14 protein-coding genes are annotated in these 12,695 nt (G+C 71.1%); 7 read left to right on the top strand and 7 right to left on the bottom strand.

All coding sequences use genetic code 11. The features are described from left to right. Window positions 1-50: 50 nt before the first annotated feature. Window positions 51-941, top strand: coding sequence for an ATP-binding cassette domain-containing protein (locus tag HS041_RS30775; RefSeq protein ID WP_196444315.1), 891 nt, complete (start codon window positions 51-53; stop codon window positions 939-941). A gap of 3 nt (window positions 942-944) precedes the next feature. Next, window positions 945-1,727, top strand: a complete 783-nt coding sequence (locus HS041_RS30770; RefSeq protein ID WP_196444314.1) for an ABC transporter permease — start codon at window positions 945-947, stop codon at window positions 1,725-1,727. A gap of 15 nt (window positions 1,728-1,742) precedes the next feature. On the opposite strand, the gene HS041_RS30765 is transcribed toward HS041_RS30770, so the two are convergent. Next, window positions 1,743-1,973, bottom strand: coding sequence for a hypothetical protein (locus tag HS041_RS30765; RefSeq protein WP_196444313.1), 231 nt, complete (start codon window positions 1,971-1,973; stop codon window positions 1,743-1,745). A gap of 256 nt (window positions 1,974-2,229) precedes the next feature. On the opposite strand from HS041_RS30765, the gene thyX reads away from it, so the two are divergent. Continuing rightward, window positions 2,230-2,955 carry an FAD-dependent thymidylate synthase gene (thyX, locus tag HS041_RS30760; protein WP_196444312.1) on the top strand — a complete coding sequence of 242 codons (726 nt, stop codon included), beginning with the start codon at window positions 2,230-2,232 and terminating at the stop codon, window positions 2,953-2,955. Between the two features lie 17 nt (window positions 2,956-2,972). Here the strand turns inward: thyX and HS041_RS30755 are convergent, their stop codons facing one another. After that, window positions 2,973-4,052 carry a WD40/YVTN/BNR-like repeat-containing protein gene (locus HS041_RS30755; RefSeq protein ID WP_196444311.1) on the bottom strand — a complete coding sequence of 360 codons (1,080 nt, stop codon included), beginning with the start codon at window positions 4,050-4,052 and terminating at the stop codon, window positions 2,973-2,975. 126 nt (window positions 4,053-4,178) lie between these two features. Beyond that, window positions 4,179-5,294 carry a globin domain-containing protein gene (locus HS041_RS30750; protein ID WP_196444310.1) on the bottom strand — a complete coding sequence of 372 codons (1,116 nt, stop codon included), beginning with the start codon at window positions 5,292-5,294 and terminating at the stop codon, window positions 4,179-4,181. A 490-nt stretch (window positions 5,295-5,784) separates the two neighbouring features. Between HS041_RS30750 and HS041_RS30745 the strand changes: the two genes are divergently transcribed. The 3 genes from HS041_RS30745 (at window position 5,785) to HS041_RS30735 (ending at window position 8,294) form a co-directional block, all read left to right on the top strand. Then, window positions 5,785-6,474 (top strand): gamma-glutamyl-gamma-aminobutyrate hydrolase family protein, encoded by a 690-nt coding sequence (locus HS041_RS30745; protein ID WP_196444309.1) that lies wholly within the window; start codon window positions 5,785-5,787, stop codon window positions 6,472-6,474. Window positions 6,475-6,564: 90 nt separating this feature from the next. Then, entirely contained in the window at window positions 6,565-7,515 is a 951-nt protein-coding gene (locus HS041_RS30740) for an alpha/beta hydrolase (protein ID WP_196444308.1), read from the top strand. Next, complete coding sequence (locus HS041_RS30735; protein ID WP_196444307.1) at window positions 7,512-8,294, top strand: enoyl-CoA hydratase/isomerase family protein; 783 nt, start codon at window positions 7,512-7,514, stop codon at window positions 8,292-8,294. Before HS041_RS30740 ends, HS041_RS30735 begins: the two co-directional genes overlap by 4 nt. Before the next feature lie 33 nt (window positions 8,295-8,327). On the opposite strand, the gene HS041_RS30730 is transcribed toward HS041_RS30735, so the two are convergent. Further along, window positions 8,328-8,789 carry an Lrp/AsnC family transcriptional regulator gene (locus tag HS041_RS30730; protein WP_196444306.1) on the bottom strand — a complete coding sequence of 154 codons (462 nt, stop codon included), beginning with the start codon at window positions 8,787-8,789 and terminating at the stop codon, window positions 8,328-8,330. Between the two features lie 222 nt (window positions 8,790-9,011). On the opposite strand from HS041_RS30730, the gene HS041_RS30725 reads away from it, so the two are divergent. After that, window positions 9,012-10,262 carry an APC family permease gene (locus tag HS041_RS30725; RefSeq protein WP_196444305.1) on the top strand — a complete coding sequence of 417 codons (1,251 nt, stop codon included), beginning with the start codon at window positions 9,012-9,014 and terminating at the stop codon, window positions 10,260-10,262. A 38-nt stretch (window positions 10,263-10,300) separates the two neighbouring features. On the opposite strand, the gene HS041_RS30720 is transcribed toward HS041_RS30725, so the two are convergent. From HS041_RS30720 to HS041_RS30710, 3 genes are all read right to left on the bottom strand, one after another. Then, window positions 10,301-10,717 carry an SRPBCC family protein gene (locus tag HS041_RS30720; RefSeq protein ID WP_196444304.1) on the bottom strand — a complete coding sequence of 139 codons (417 nt, stop codon included), beginning with the start codon at window positions 10,715-10,717 and terminating at the stop codon, window positions 10,301-10,303. Between the two features lie 67 nt (window positions 10,718-10,784). Further along, window positions 10,785-11,966 carry an acyl-CoA dehydrogenase family protein gene (locus HS041_RS30715; protein WP_196444303.1) on the bottom strand — a complete coding sequence of 394 codons (1,182 nt, stop codon included), beginning with the start codon at window positions 11,964-11,966 and terminating at the stop codon, window positions 10,785-10,787. Between the two features lie 97 nt (window positions 11,967-12,063). Next, window positions 12,064-12,654: a class I SAM-dependent methyltransferase gene (locus HS041_RS30710; RefSeq protein ID WP_196444302.1), complete on the bottom strand. Its 591-nt coding sequence runs from the start codon at window positions 12,652-12,654 to the stop codon at window positions 12,064-12,066. Between the last annotated feature and the right edge of the window lie 41 nt (window positions 12,655-12,695).

The following is a 12,695-nucleotide window of genomic DNA, read 5'->3' as shown; positions in this document are numbered from 1 at the left end:
TCCCTGAGAAGGAGGCACGGCCTGGGGGAGCGCGGGAATAATCCCGATCGATGACTGCCATCGAGATCCGAAATCTGTCCAAGACGTTCGGTCCGGTCAGAGCCGTCGACGACGTCTCCTTCTCCGTCGAATCCGGTACGGTCACCGGCTACCTGGGTCCGAACGGCGCGGGGAAGACCACGACCCTGCACTGCCTGCTCGGGCTGGTCACCGCCGACGGCGGCACCGCCCTCGTCAACGGCCGGCCGTACTCCGCCCTGGAGCGGCCGCTCGCCGAGGTGGGCGCGGTACTCGAGGCCACCAGTTTCCACCCCGGCCGCACCGCCCGCGACCACCTGCGGGTGATCTGCACCGCCGCGGGGCTGCCCGCGAGCCGCGCCGACGAGGCGCTGGAGCAGGTCGGGCTGGCGGGATCGGCGGGCAAGCGGGTGGCGGGCTTCTCACTCGGCATGCGTCAGCGCCTGGCCCTGGGCACCGCGACGCTCGGCCATCCCCGCGTGCTCATCCTCGACGAGCCGGCCAACGGGCTCGACCCCGCAGGGATCGAGTGGCTCCGCGGCTTCCTGCGCACCCTCGCGCACGAGCAGGGCGTGGCCGTGCTGGTCTCCAGCCACGTTCTGTCCGAGGTCCAGCAGACCGTGGACAACGTCGTCATCATCGCCCGGGGCAGGCTCGTCCACCAGGGCTCCCTGGAGGAGCTGACCGGCAACGGCGACCGCCCGGTGCGGGTCCACGCCGCCGATGCGGCGCGGCTGGTCCCGGCGCTGGAAGCCAGGGGCGCCCGGGTGGAGAGGCCGGCGGACGGGGTGCTGCGGGTGCACGGCGTCGGCGCCGAGGCGGTCGGCCAGGCCGTACTGGACGAAGGGGTGCTGGTCACCGAGCTCGTACGGGAGCGTTCCGACCTTCAGGAGATCTTCATGGAACTGACCAGGGAGAAGTGACCGATGGCACTGGTTCGTTCCGAGTTGCAGAAGCTGTTCACCACCCGGCTGTGGTGGATCATGCTCATCGTCATGCTTCTGTTCACCGGGCTCAACCTGGGCTTCCTGATCGGGTTCGCCGGGGTGGAGGGGACGCAGGGCGCCCCGGGGTTGCCCGGGCGGGAGACACTGGCGTTCCAGCAGTCGGCCTGGACCGCCGGCGCCGGATCGTCGATCTTCGTGATGGTCCTCGGCATCATCATGATGACCAGCGAGTACCGCTATCAGACGATCACCACCACCTTCCTGGCCACGCCCCGGCGCAGCCGGGTCGTGACGGCCAAACTGGTCGCAGGGCTGCTGGTGGGCCTGCTGTTCGGCGTCGCCGCGCTGCTGCTCACCGCCGCGGCGGTGATTCCGAGCGTGCTGATCGCCGGGGGAGAGGTCGCGCTGCTCGACGGGGGCATCCCCCGGATCATGCTCGGCGTGGTGGCCACCTCGGCGCTGTACACGCTGTTCGGCATCGGCCTCGGCGCGCTGGTCCGCAACCAGATCGCGGCCGTCGTCGGCGCGATCGTCTGGGTCTTCGTCGTCGAGTCGCTGCTCGCGGCCGTCCCCGCGCTCCAGACGGTCGGGAAGTTCACCCCCTCCGGGGCGGCGCGCAGCCTGATCGCGGTCCAGATCGACAGCGGCTTTGGCCAGGCCGACCTGCTGCCCTCCTGGGCGGGGGCGTCGGTGCTGGTGGCCTACGCCCTGATCTTCGCCCTCATCGCGTCCCTGACCACGGTCCGCCGCGACATCACCTGATCGCGGCCCGGGTCGTCACGCGGGCCGGGTCCGGTCGGCGGCGATGACCACCGCGACCCCCAGGACCGCCAGGCTCAGGTTCGCGAAGAGCTCGTAGCCGGCCAGGAAGTCCAGCCGGTTGACGATGACGCGGTTGAAGAAGTTGAGAATCGGGCCGAAGAAGGGCTGGACGATCATCCGGTCGACGGCCCCGCTGATCCCTTGGACGGCCATGACGATCCCGGCCAGTTGAATGAGCTTGCGCATGCTCCAAGGCTAGGAACCGCCGCCGCGGCGGGAATCGGCCATCGGACTCTCCTCCCCCGACCGAAGTCGAGGTTTCCGGATGTCCGGGCCGACGGAAGTGTCGGCTGCCGCGGTTCGGGCGCGTCCCGCCGTCCGTGACTCGTGCCATACCCGGAGGGTCTCCCGCCGGGACGTTGCGCGGTCGGGGAGGGGACGCGTCGGTGATCAGCGCTAGGCTTGCCCGCGGTCCCGATCCCGACACCGGAAGGTCCTTGCCGTGGACGAAAGCCAGCCGCGTTTCCTCGATGACGTGACCGTGGAGTTGGTCAAGCACAGCGCCTCGGACACCGACGTGCTCTGGGCGGCCCGGGTGTCCACCGCGGGGGAGCAGTCCCTGGACGAGATCGGCAAGGATCCCGAGCGGTCCACGGGCCTGATCAACTATCTGATGCGGGACCGGCACGGCAGCCCGTTCGAGCACAACTCGATGACCTTCTTCGTCAGCGCTCCGATCTTCGTCTTCCGTGAGTTCCACCGCCACAGGGTGGGCTGGTCGTACAACGAGGAAAGCGGGAGATATCGGGAGCTTCAGCCCAATTTCTACATCCCGGGTGTCGAGCGCAAGCTCGTCCAGGAGGGGCGGCCGGGCAAGTACGTCTTCGTCGAGGGAACCGAGGCGCAGCACAAGGTCGTCTCCGAGTCGATGGAGGCGGCCTACCGGCAGTCGTACGCCGCCTACCAGGAGATGCTGGAGGCCGGAGTCGCCCGGGAGGTGGCCAGGGCGGTGCTCCCGGTCGGGCTGTTCTCGTCGATGTACGCCACGTGCAACGCCCGCTCGCTGATGCACTTCCTGTCGCTGCGGACCAAGAGCGAGCAGGCGAGGGTGCCGTCGTTCCCGCAGCGCGAGATCGAGATGGTGGCCGAGAAGATGGAGGCCGCATGGGCGGAGCTGATGCCGCTCACCCACGCGGCCTTCGTCGCGAACGGCCGTGTCGCCCCCTGATCCGTGTCGCCTCCTGATCAGAGCGACACCGCGCGCACGGACAGCACGTCGGGCAGGTGCCGGGCGATGAGGAACCAGGTCTCCCCGTCGTCGCGGGAGCCGTACACCTCGCCGTCGCGGGTGCCGAAGAAGACGCCTGCGGGTGAGGCGCACATCGCGTCGCGCAGCACGCTGGAGTGGACCGGTCCCTCAGGCAGGCCGGTGCTCAGCTCCTGCCAGGACCCGCCCGCGTCGTCGCTGCGGAAGACCCGGCAGCGGTGGTCGACGGGAGTGCGGTCCATGTCGGCCTGGAGCGGGAAGACGTAGAGCGTGTCCGGCCTGTCGGGGTGCACGACCACGGGGAAGCCGAAGTCGGAGGGGAGCGAGTCGCCGATCGAGGTCCAGGAACCGCCGAAATCGTCGCTGCGGTAGACGCCGAAGTGGTGCTGGAGGAAGAGGCGCTCGGGACGGGCCGGATGCATGGCCACCTTGTGCACGCACTGGCCGAACTCGGGGTACTGAGAGCCCTCGGGCAGGAACGGCGCCCGGATGCCCTGGTTGGCGGCCTCCCACGAGGCGCCTCCGTCGGTGCTGCGGTAGAAGCCGCCGGTGGAGACGGCGATCGCGACGGTCTTCGGGTCGGTGGGGTGGGGCAGCACGGTGTGCAGGCAGAGCCCGCCGCCGCCCGGATGCCACTGTGCCCGGTGCGGGTGGTTCCACAGCCCTTCCACCAGGGAGAACGTGGCTCCGCGGTCTTCGGAGCGGAACAGCGCCCCCGGTTCGACCCCGGCCCAGACCACGTCGGGCTCGCTCGGGGAGGGCAGCAGCTGCCAGACGCGTTCCAGCGTGGCGCCGGTGTGCTCGGGGAAGGCAATGGGAGGCTTGTCGGCCTCCTGCCAGGTCGCGCCGAGGTCGTCCGACCACATCACAGACGGCCCGAAGTGACCGTATTCGATTCCGGCGAGGAGCCTGGGGGCCGGCCCCCGCGTGTCGATCGCGACTGAGGGGACCCCGATGGTGGAGAAGTGGACCGGTTCGACCTCGAACGGGCCGCCGCCGGTCGAACGGGCAAGGAACAGGCCTTTGCGCGTGCCGACCGCCAGGAGTGCGTCATGCATGGTCGTCTCCCTTCGATTCAGCTCCATGCTTTCACGCCGGCTCCTGATTCGCACGTGTTCCCTGATAGGCGTGTCGTCTTCGAACTGTTCTTCGGGAATCTTCGGGGGAGGGGGACCCGAAGCCCCTCAGAGCTCACCGAGTGCGATGTCCCTGTGGATGTTCGCCAGGGGCACTCCGCTCCACAGCAGCCGGCGGACCGTCTCGTTGACCATGGCGCTGGGCCCGCAGACGTAGACGTCGTGCTCGGCCCAGGAGTGGAACCGCTCGGTGACGTCCGGAACCTGCCCGCGCATCCCGCCGTAGTCGGGATCGTCGGAGACCACGGGGAGCACCCGGAGCCAGGGGAAACTCGACTCCATCCGGATCAGGTCCGGCAGGTCGTAGAGCTCGCGGGCGTGGCGGGCGCCGTACAGCAGGTGGATGTTGGGCCGCCTGCCCGAGGCGATCACGTGTTCCACGATGGCCTTGATCGGGGCCAGCCCGGTGCCCCCGGCGACGCACAGCATGTCGCGGCCCGAGTCGGAGGGGGTCATCGTGCCGACGGGGGGACCGAGCATGACGGTGTCGCCGATCCGGGTGTGGTCGACCAGCGCGGTGGAGACCCAGCCGCCCGGGACCGCCCGGACGTGCAGGCGGATGGTGTTGTCCTCGCGCGGTGCGTTGGCGATGGAGAAGGTGCGCCAGACCCGGGGCCAGCGCGCAGTCTGCACGTTGACGTACTGTCCCGGCAGGTACGGCATGCGCTGGCCGGGTCGCAGGGTGATCACCGCGATGTCCCGGGTGCGGCGCTCGTGGTCGATCACCTCGGCCAGCCACCAGGCGGGGGAGACCCCCGCGTCGGACTCGGCCGCCTCGATCATGACGTTGGCGGCGGCGGTGTAGGCGGTCACCCACGCGGCCTCGATCTCGGTGTTCCAGACCTCGGCGGCGAAGCGCCTGACCGTGGCCAGCAACGCGTTGCCGACGGCGGTGTAGTGCTCGGCGACCACCCCGTACTTGCGGTGGTCGCGGCCGAGTTGACCGAGGAACGAGCTCATGCTGTCCGGGCTGTCGAGGCTCCAGACGATCCTGGTCAGCGCGCTGAACAGGCGGTCGCGCTGTATGTCCATGGCCGGCGGGAACATCCCCCGCAGGTGGGGACTCTCCGCGAACAGGCGGCCGTAGAAGTATGCCGCGGCCTTGTCCGCGACGGGCTCGATGACGGCGAAGCTCTCCTTGACGAGATGCGGATTCAAAGACATGGAACGGAACCCACCCTAATTGACCGGATCGATGTCCGATCTTGAAGATCCACCTCCCTGACGGCTCCGGGTTATGAGCGTCCGGCGGCCCCGGCGCACCTGAACGCTCGAATTTAAGTCTTCCATCACCATCTGGACGTCACAACCGATTCACTCCAATATGGTGCAGGGTTCAACTCTCCGTAATCAAATGGTTATTAATGGCAACGGCTCGGTCGTCCAATGCGTAATAAGCGAATAAGAATCACATTCAGTTGAACCTCATGATTTACCTCACGTGAAAACCGTTGTCACCGCGGCCGGAGCACCTCGGGGAGACCGCAGCCGGCCTTCGGCGCGGCGGGCAGACGGTCCCCGGCGAGACGACACTGATACCTGGGATACGTGACATGGGGGAAATGGTGTACGCCATGATGGGAGTGCTGCTGGAGATGGGATGGGTACCGCAGTCACAGGCGGTACGACTCTGCGCTTGGCCCCTGGAGATCGCATGTCCCGACCTTTGATCGGTATCACCTCCTACCTCGAAGCCGCCCGCTGGGGCACCTGGGTCCGGGAGGCCGTCCTGTCCCCGCAGTCCTACGCGCGGGCGGTCGAGAAGGCGGGCGGGGCCCCGGTCCTGCTGCCGCCGCTGACCCTCACCACCGTCGACGACTACGTGCGCGGGCTGTCCGGGCTGATCCTGGCCGGCGGGGCCGAGCTCGACCCCGGCCTGTACGGCGCCGCCCGCGACGAGGGGGGCGAGGAGCCCCAGCCCCACCGCGACCGCTTCGAGCTGGCCCTGGCCCGCGCCGCCGTGGCGGCCGACCTGCCGCTGCTGGCCGTCGCCCGGGGCATGCACGTCCTCAACGTCGCCCAGGGCGGTTCCCTGATCCCGCGCCTGCCCGACGTGGTCGACCACGACCGGCACGGGGAGAGCGGCCGCGTGCACACCATCCAGATCAGCGTCTCCAGCAAGCTGGGCAAGGCGGTCGGCGACCGCGCCGAGGTGACCGCACCGCACCGACAGGCCGTCAAGCGGCTCGGCGCCGGCCTGCTCGCCGTGGCCTGGGCCGACGACCAGATCGTGGAGGGCGTCGAGCTCCAGGGCCACCGGTTCGGCGTCGGCGTCCAGTGGCACCCCGAGCGCGGAACGGACAACCGTCTGGTCGAGGCGCTGGTCGAGGCGGCCGCCTTCTGACGGAGCCGCCGGGCGACGCGCCGTGAGGTAGGGGGCCGGCGGCCGCACGCCCGCCGGGCCCGCGGGAGCTGCGCCGGGTAAGGTGCGATCATGGCACTGCACCCCCAGGCTGAGGCCTACCTGAAGCTGTTCCCCTCCGACCTCGGCGTGCCCCTGGCCGAGCTCACCCCCGAGGCGATCGTCCAGATGCGGACCCTGGACGGGTTCGCCGAGCAGCGGGGGCCGATCGTGCCGCTGCCGATCGTGCGCGACGAGATCGTGACCGCTGTGACCGCCGGGACTCCGGACGGGAGCGCGACCGGCGTGCCGGTCCGGGTCTACCGGCCCGTCGAGGACGGCCGCCCGCTGCCCGCGATCGTCTACTTCCACGGCGGCGGATGGGTGTTCGGCAGCGTGGCCCGCAACGACGCGCTCGCCCGCGACCTGGCCGTGCGCAACGGCGCGGTGGTGATCTCGGTGGACTACCGGCTCGCTCCCGAGCACCCCTTCCCCGCCGCGGCCGACGACGCGTGGACCGTGCTGCGGGACGTCTTCGCCCGGCCCGGGGCGTACGGGGCCGACCCGGCGCGGATCGCGGTCTGCGGAGACAGCGCCGGGGGGAACGTCGCCGCCGTGGCCGCCTGGCAGGCCAGGGACGCCGGGCTCCGCCTGGCCCACCAGGTGCTGGTCTACCCCGTGATCGACGTGGCGATGGACACCCCGAGCTACCGGGCCTACGCCACCGGCTTCGGGCTCGGCGCCGACGAGATGGCCTGGTTCATCGCGCAGTACGCCGGGGATCCGGCCGACCCCCGGCTGGCCCCGATCCGGCTGTCCGACAAGTCGGGCCTGGCTCCTGCGACGGTGATCGTCGCCGAGTGCGACCCGCTGTGCGACGAGGGCGAGGCCTACGCCGCCCAGCTCGCGGCGGCCGGGGTCCCGGTGGAACTGCGGCGCTACGAGGGGGCGATCCACGGCTTCTTCGGCCTGCCCGGCTTCTTCGACCAGGCGGTCGAAGCGCGGGAGTACGCCGCCGCACGACTCGGGGAGGCGTTCGCGTGAAGCACTACGAGAAACTCAAGGTCGACTGGGCGGCCGACGGGGTGCTCCGCATCGTGATCAGCGAGCCGCGCAGGCTCAACGCGGTGGACATGACCGGTCATCGGGAGCTGGCCGAGATCTGGCGAGACGTGGACCGCGACGACGACGTGCGCGCCGTGGTCGTCCGCGGCGAGGGAGAGGCGTTCTCCGCGGGCGGCGACCTGTCCATGATCGAAGAGATGATGCGCGACCACGCCACGCGGATGCGGATCTTCACGGAGGCCCGCGACATCGTCTACAACGTGGTCAACTGCTCCAAGCCGGTCGTCTCTGCCATCCAGGGGCCGGCGGTCGGCGCCGGGCTCGCGGTCGCGCTGCTGGCCGACGTCTCGGTCGCCGGACGGAGCGCGAAGATCATCGACGGTCACACCCGGCTGGGCGTGGCGGCGGGCGACCACGCGGCGATCGTCTGGCCGCTCCTGTGCGGCCTGGCCAAGGCCAAGTACCACCTGCTGCTGTGCGAGCCGGTCACCGGCGAGCAGGCCGAGGCGATGGGCCTGGTCAGCCTCTGCGTCGACGACGACCGGGTGCACGAGAAGGCGCTGGAGATCGCCTCGCGCCTGGCCGCGGGCTCGGCCGAGGCCATCCGCCTGACCAAGTACGCGCTGAACAACTGGCTCCGCCTGGCCGGGCCGTCCTTCGACGCCTCCCTGGCCATGGAGTTCCTCGGCTTCACCGGGCCGGACGTGGCCGAGGGGGTGCAGGCCGTACGGGACAAGCGCCCGCCGCGTTTCACCTGACCCGTCCAGGCGGCCGTCCCCCTGGACGGGATGTCAGGGGGACGGCAGACGGCTGATCACGGTGTTCTGCACCCGCTGGAAGATGACCGAGGTGCGGAATCCGGCGATCTCGCGGCGCTGGCTGAGCTGGTCGAGCAGGAAGCCGTGCAGGTGGTCCAGGTCCTGCACGGCGACGTGCAGCAGGAAGTCGTCACCGCCCGCCAGCACGAAGACGCTCAGCACCTGGGGCAGCCGGCTGACGGAGTCCTTGAAACTCTCGATCACGGCCCGGCTGAGCGGGCGGACCTGGACCGAGACCATGGCCTGGACGCTCCGGTTGAGCGCGGCGTGGTCGATGTCGGCGTGATAGCCGCGGATCACCCCGCGCCGGGTGAGCGCGCGGACCCGCTCCAGGCAGGTCGAGGGGGCGACGCCGAGCGTGCGGGCGAGCTCCCGGTTCGACTGCCGCGCATCTGTCTGGAGAAGGCGGATGATTTCCGCATCAAGTTCGTCCATTTCAGTGATTCTGCCCTTATTCCGATCATTCGTCCGGTCAATCGCCGCCACAGTCGCCCGACTGGCTACCTTCCTCCCGGATCACCGATCGATGGGAAGGCGGGATGGAAGGTGCCGAAGACAGGGCGAAGGGGCGGGGCGGGTCCTCGGGAGAGGCTCCCCGCGGGGACCGGCCGGGAGACCGCGGCGGGCTCGGGAACCGGAGGGCCGCGGACCGGGAGCGTGGGCGCAGGGGGACCGGGCGGCCGGCTCGGGACGGGGCAGGGGACGGCGCTGCTGCTCGGCGCGGTGCTGGGGCCCGGAGTGCTCGCCCTGCCGCATCTGGCCGCGGCCGCCGCCGGTCCCGCCTCGATCCTGGCCTGGGCCGCGCTGCTGGCGCTCAGCGTGCCGGTCGCGCTGACCTTCGCCGCACTGGGCGGCCGGTTCCCCGACGGCGGCGGGGTGGCGACGTTCGCCGCGCGGGCCTTCGGCGCGCGGACGGCGGCGGTGACCGGCTGGTGGTTCTACTTCGCGATACCGGTGGGGGTGCCGGCCGGTGCCATGATCGGCGCGGGGTACGTCGCCCCGGCCCTGGGCCTCGGCACGGCCGGGGCCGCGGCGGTGACCTTCGGGCTGCTGGCGGCGGCGTTCGCCGCCAACCACGCCGGTCTGCGCCTGGCCGGAGGGGTGCAGCTGCTCCTGGCCGCCCTGCTCACCGTCCTCCTGGTCGCCGCCGTCGTGACGGCCCTGCCCGCCGTACGGCCGGGCAGCTTCACCCCCTTCGCCCCGCACGGCCCGGGCGGGGTCGCCCGGGCGGCCGGGGTGCTGTTCTTCGCCTTCGTCGGCTGGGAGGCGGCCAGCCATCTGTCGGCCGAGTTCGCCGACCCCCGCCGCCACCTGGTGCGGGCCACGGCGCTCACCCTGGCGGTCGTCGGCGTGCTCTACCTGGGGCTGGCCGTGACCGTGATCGGCGTGCTCGGCGACGGGGCGGCCACTTCGCCGGTCCCGCTCGCCCTGCTGCTCCGGGAGGGCGCCGGAAGCCTGGCCGGGCCGGTCACCGCCGTCGCGGCCGTCCTGTTGAGCTTCGGCGCGATCAACACCTACATCGCCGGGGGCGCCCGTCTCGGCGCCGCACTCGCCCGTGACGGGGCCCTGCCCGCGCCCCTGGCCAAGGGGGCGGTCCCGGGCCGGGTGCCGCATCGCAGCCTGGTGCTGCTGGCCGCCCTGACCGGTGCGCTCACCGCCGTGGCGGTGGGTTCCGGGATCGGGCTCGACCCGCTCATGCGCGCCACCTCGGCCTGCCTGGCCGCGGTCACCGCGGTCGGCGTCGCCGCGGCGACCCGCCTGCTGGCCGGGGCCGGGCGGCGGGTCGCCGCGGTGGCCACGGCCTTCACCCTGGTGCTGCTGGCCTCCTGCGGGCCGTACCTGCTGGTGCCCGCCGCAATCGCGGCGGCGGGCCTGGCGATCCGGCGGGGAGGACGGGGGGCGAGATGACCGGCTCGCCGCACGCCCGTCGTGCGGCGGGCCGGGAGTCAGAAACGCTTGTGCAGGGAGGCCAGGCCCGGCTCGAAGACGCCCCGGGTGAGGATCTTGGTCATCTTCGGCTCGTCGTCGGAGTCGAAGACGGCCGACCACTCGACGAAGGCCCGGCCACTGTCGGTGACCGGGGCGACCCGGTAGACGCCACGGTAGTTCCGGACCGGCAGCGGGCATTCGAGGATCTCGTAGGTCGCCGAGCGGGAGGCGTCGTCGAGGGTGAGCAGCCGCTCCCGGAACAGCCCGCCCGCTCCCTCGACCCGGCGGACCGCGCCGGGCTCGGAGGGTGTGCCCTCCTCGATCTCACAGCTGGTGATCCCGGGCAGCCACTCGGCCAGGTTTCCGAACTCCCGCAGGTAGTTCCAGACCTCGTCGGCCGACGCGTCGATCACGGTGCTGGCGTAGGCGGTCATGGGCGCTCCTTTGCGCTCGCTGACGGACCAGCCCATGGTCCGTCAGCCGGGCGCGCGCCGCAATCGCTCAGAAGCTCCGGGGAAGCCCGAGCACCTGGGTGGCGAGGTAGTTGAGCAGCAGTTCCTCGGTGACCGGGGCGACCTTGCCGATCCTGGCGTCGGCCAGCAGGCGGGCGACTGGATACTCCAGCGAGTAGGCCATGCCGCCGTGGGTCTGGAAGGCGTGGTCGGCCGCCTCCCAGGCCGCCTGGGAGGCGGTCAGCTTGGCGATGTTGGCCTCGGTGCCGCACGGCTGCTGGTCGTCGAAGAGCCAGGCCGCCTTGTACAGCATCAGCCTGGCCAGCTCGATCTTGGCCTTGACCTGGGCGAGGGGGAAGGCGATGGCCTGGTTGGCGCCGATCGGGCGGCCAAAGACCTCACGCTCCTTGGCGTACCGCACCGCGACCCGCAGCGCCACCTCCGCGCCGCCGAGGGCGGAGGCGGCCAGCAGGATGCGCTCGGGGTTGAGGATGTCCCACAGCACCAGCGCGCCCTGGTCGACCTCGCCGACGACGTTCGCGGCCGGGACGCGCAGGTCGTCGATGAAGACCATGTTGGACGGGGTGGTGTTGGCGCCCATCTTGGGGATCGGCTGGAAGGAGAGCCGTCCCGCGGCGACGGCCTCGGGCACGTTCACCAGGAAGACGGTCATGCCGTGGGTGCGGGGTTTCGCCTCGGTGGCCGGGACGGTCCGGGTGACCAGCAGCATCCAGGTGGCGCGCTGCACGCCGGTGATCCAGATCTTCTGGCCGTTGACCACGAACTCGTCGCCGTCGCGGCGGGCGGAGGTGGAGATGCCCAGCGCGTTGGAGCCGGCGTCCGGCTCGGTCAGGGCGAAGCAGGTCTCGATCTCGCCGGTGGCGAGTCCGGGCAGCAACTGCTCGCGCTGCCACCGGCTGCCGTGCCGGGCCAGGGTCATCGCACCGAAGCCTGGGGTGAGGACGTAGGTGAACGCCGAGCCTCCCGCGGAGCCGGAGGCCGAGAGGGTCTCGGTGGCCACGGCCAGCTCCAGCAGCCCCTGCCCCCCGCCGCCGTACTCCTCGGGTACGGCCAGGCCCAGCCAGCCCCCCTTGGCGAGCTCCGCCCAGACCTCCTCCGGCCAGCGCTTCTCGGTCTCGCAGCGCTGCCAGTAGTCCAGGTCGTAGCGCGAGCAGATGTCGGCGATGCCGCGCTGGACGGCGAGGGCGCTCTCCGGGAGCGTGAAGTCCACCGTGATCAACTCCGTTCTGGTTGCGTGCGCAATGGTAGAACGAAGTTCGGTCGTGAGGCGAGGGTTTCCGGTGAGCTCCCGGAGGGATCCGTGCGGTCTACGAGCGCGGGCGGCGCGCGTGGTAGACGAAGGCGGGCGGGAGGTTGCCCCACACGGTCCGGCCCATCACGACCTCCTCGAAGGTGTCGTGCAGGCGCCGCCGGAAGCGGCGCGCGGGCGGCAGCGGCTTGGCGAAGCTGTAGGCGAAGGTGGTGAAGGCCGTGTTCGGCCCCATGATCGCGGCGACGGCCTCCAGCAGGCTCGTCTGCGTCTCCTCGGAGAACGCGGCCCAGGGCAGTCCGCTCACGACGACGTCGGCATGGGTCAGACCGCGCTCCTGGAGCAGCTGCGGCAGCTTCGCCGCGTCGGCGACCATGACGTCCACCGCCGGGTGCCGGGCGGCGAGAAACTCCGCCAGCCTCGGGTTGATCTCCACCGCCAGGTGGTGCCCCCGCCCTTCCAGACGCCGCTGGATCTCGGCGGTGAACGCGCCCGTGCCGGGGCCGAGCTCGACGATCACCGGCTCGCCCCGCCGGGGGACCGGCGCGGTCACGGTCTCGGCGAGCTTGCGCGAGCTCGGTGCCACGGCCCCGGTGGTTCCCGGGGAGCGCATCCACTGACCCAGGAAGAGCGTGGTGTCATTGGTCATGGACTGAAGATTAAGGGCTCTTTTGCCGTACTTGACCAGCC

Origin of the sequence: Planomonospora sp. ID67723 (assembly GCF_015711605.1) — a bacterium.
Taxonomy (GTDB): Bacteria; Actinomycetota; Actinomycetes; order Streptosporangiales; family Streptosporangiaceae; genus Planomonospora_A.
This window is presented reverse-complemented; position numbering and strand designations above follow the sequence as displayed.

What these genes read in the sequence shown, in the direction of transcription:
- HS041_RS30740 (WP_196444308.1), top strand. Translation starts at nt 6,565, where the DNA reads ATGGCACTGCACCCCCAGGCTGAGGCCTACCTGAAGCTGTTCCCCTCC.
- HS041_RS30755 (WP_196444311.1), bottom strand. Translation starts at nt 4,052, where the DNA reads ATGCATGACGCACTCCTGGCGGTCGGCACGCGCAAAGGCCTGTTCCTT.
- HS041_RS30745 (WP_196444309.1), top strand. Translation starts at nt 5,785, where the DNA reads ATGTCCCGACCTTTGATCGGTATCACCTCCTACCTCGAAGCCGCCCGC.
- HS041_RS30730 (WP_196444306.1), bottom strand. Translation starts at nt 8,789, where the DNA reads ATGGACGAACTTGATGCGGAAATCATCCGCCTTCTCCAGACAGATGCG.
- HS041_RS30750 (WP_196444310.1), bottom strand. Translation starts at nt 5,294, where the DNA reads ATGTCTTTGAATCCGCATCTCGTCAAGGAGAGCTTCGCCGTCATCGAG.
- HS041_RS30770 (WP_196444314.1), top strand. Translation starts at nt 945, where the DNA reads ATGGCACTGGTTCGTTCCGAGTTGCAGAAGCTGTTCACCACCCGGCTG.
- HS041_RS30720 (WP_196444304.1), bottom strand. Translation starts at nt 10,717, where the DNA reads ATGACCGCCTACGCCAGCACCGTGATCGACGCGTCGGCCGACGAGGTC.
- HS041_RS30710 (WP_196444302.1), bottom strand. Translation starts at nt 12,654, where the DNA reads ATGACCAATGACACCACGCTCTTCCTGGGTCAGTGGATGCGCTCCCCG.
- HS041_RS30775 (WP_196444315.1), top strand. Translation starts at nt 51, where the DNA reads ATGACTGCCATCGAGATCCGAAATCTGTCCAAGACGTTCGGTCCGGTC.
- HS041_RS30765 (WP_196444313.1), bottom strand. Translation starts at nt 1,973, where the DNA reads ATGCGCAAGCTCATTCAACTGGCCGGGATCGTCATGGCCGTCCAAGGG.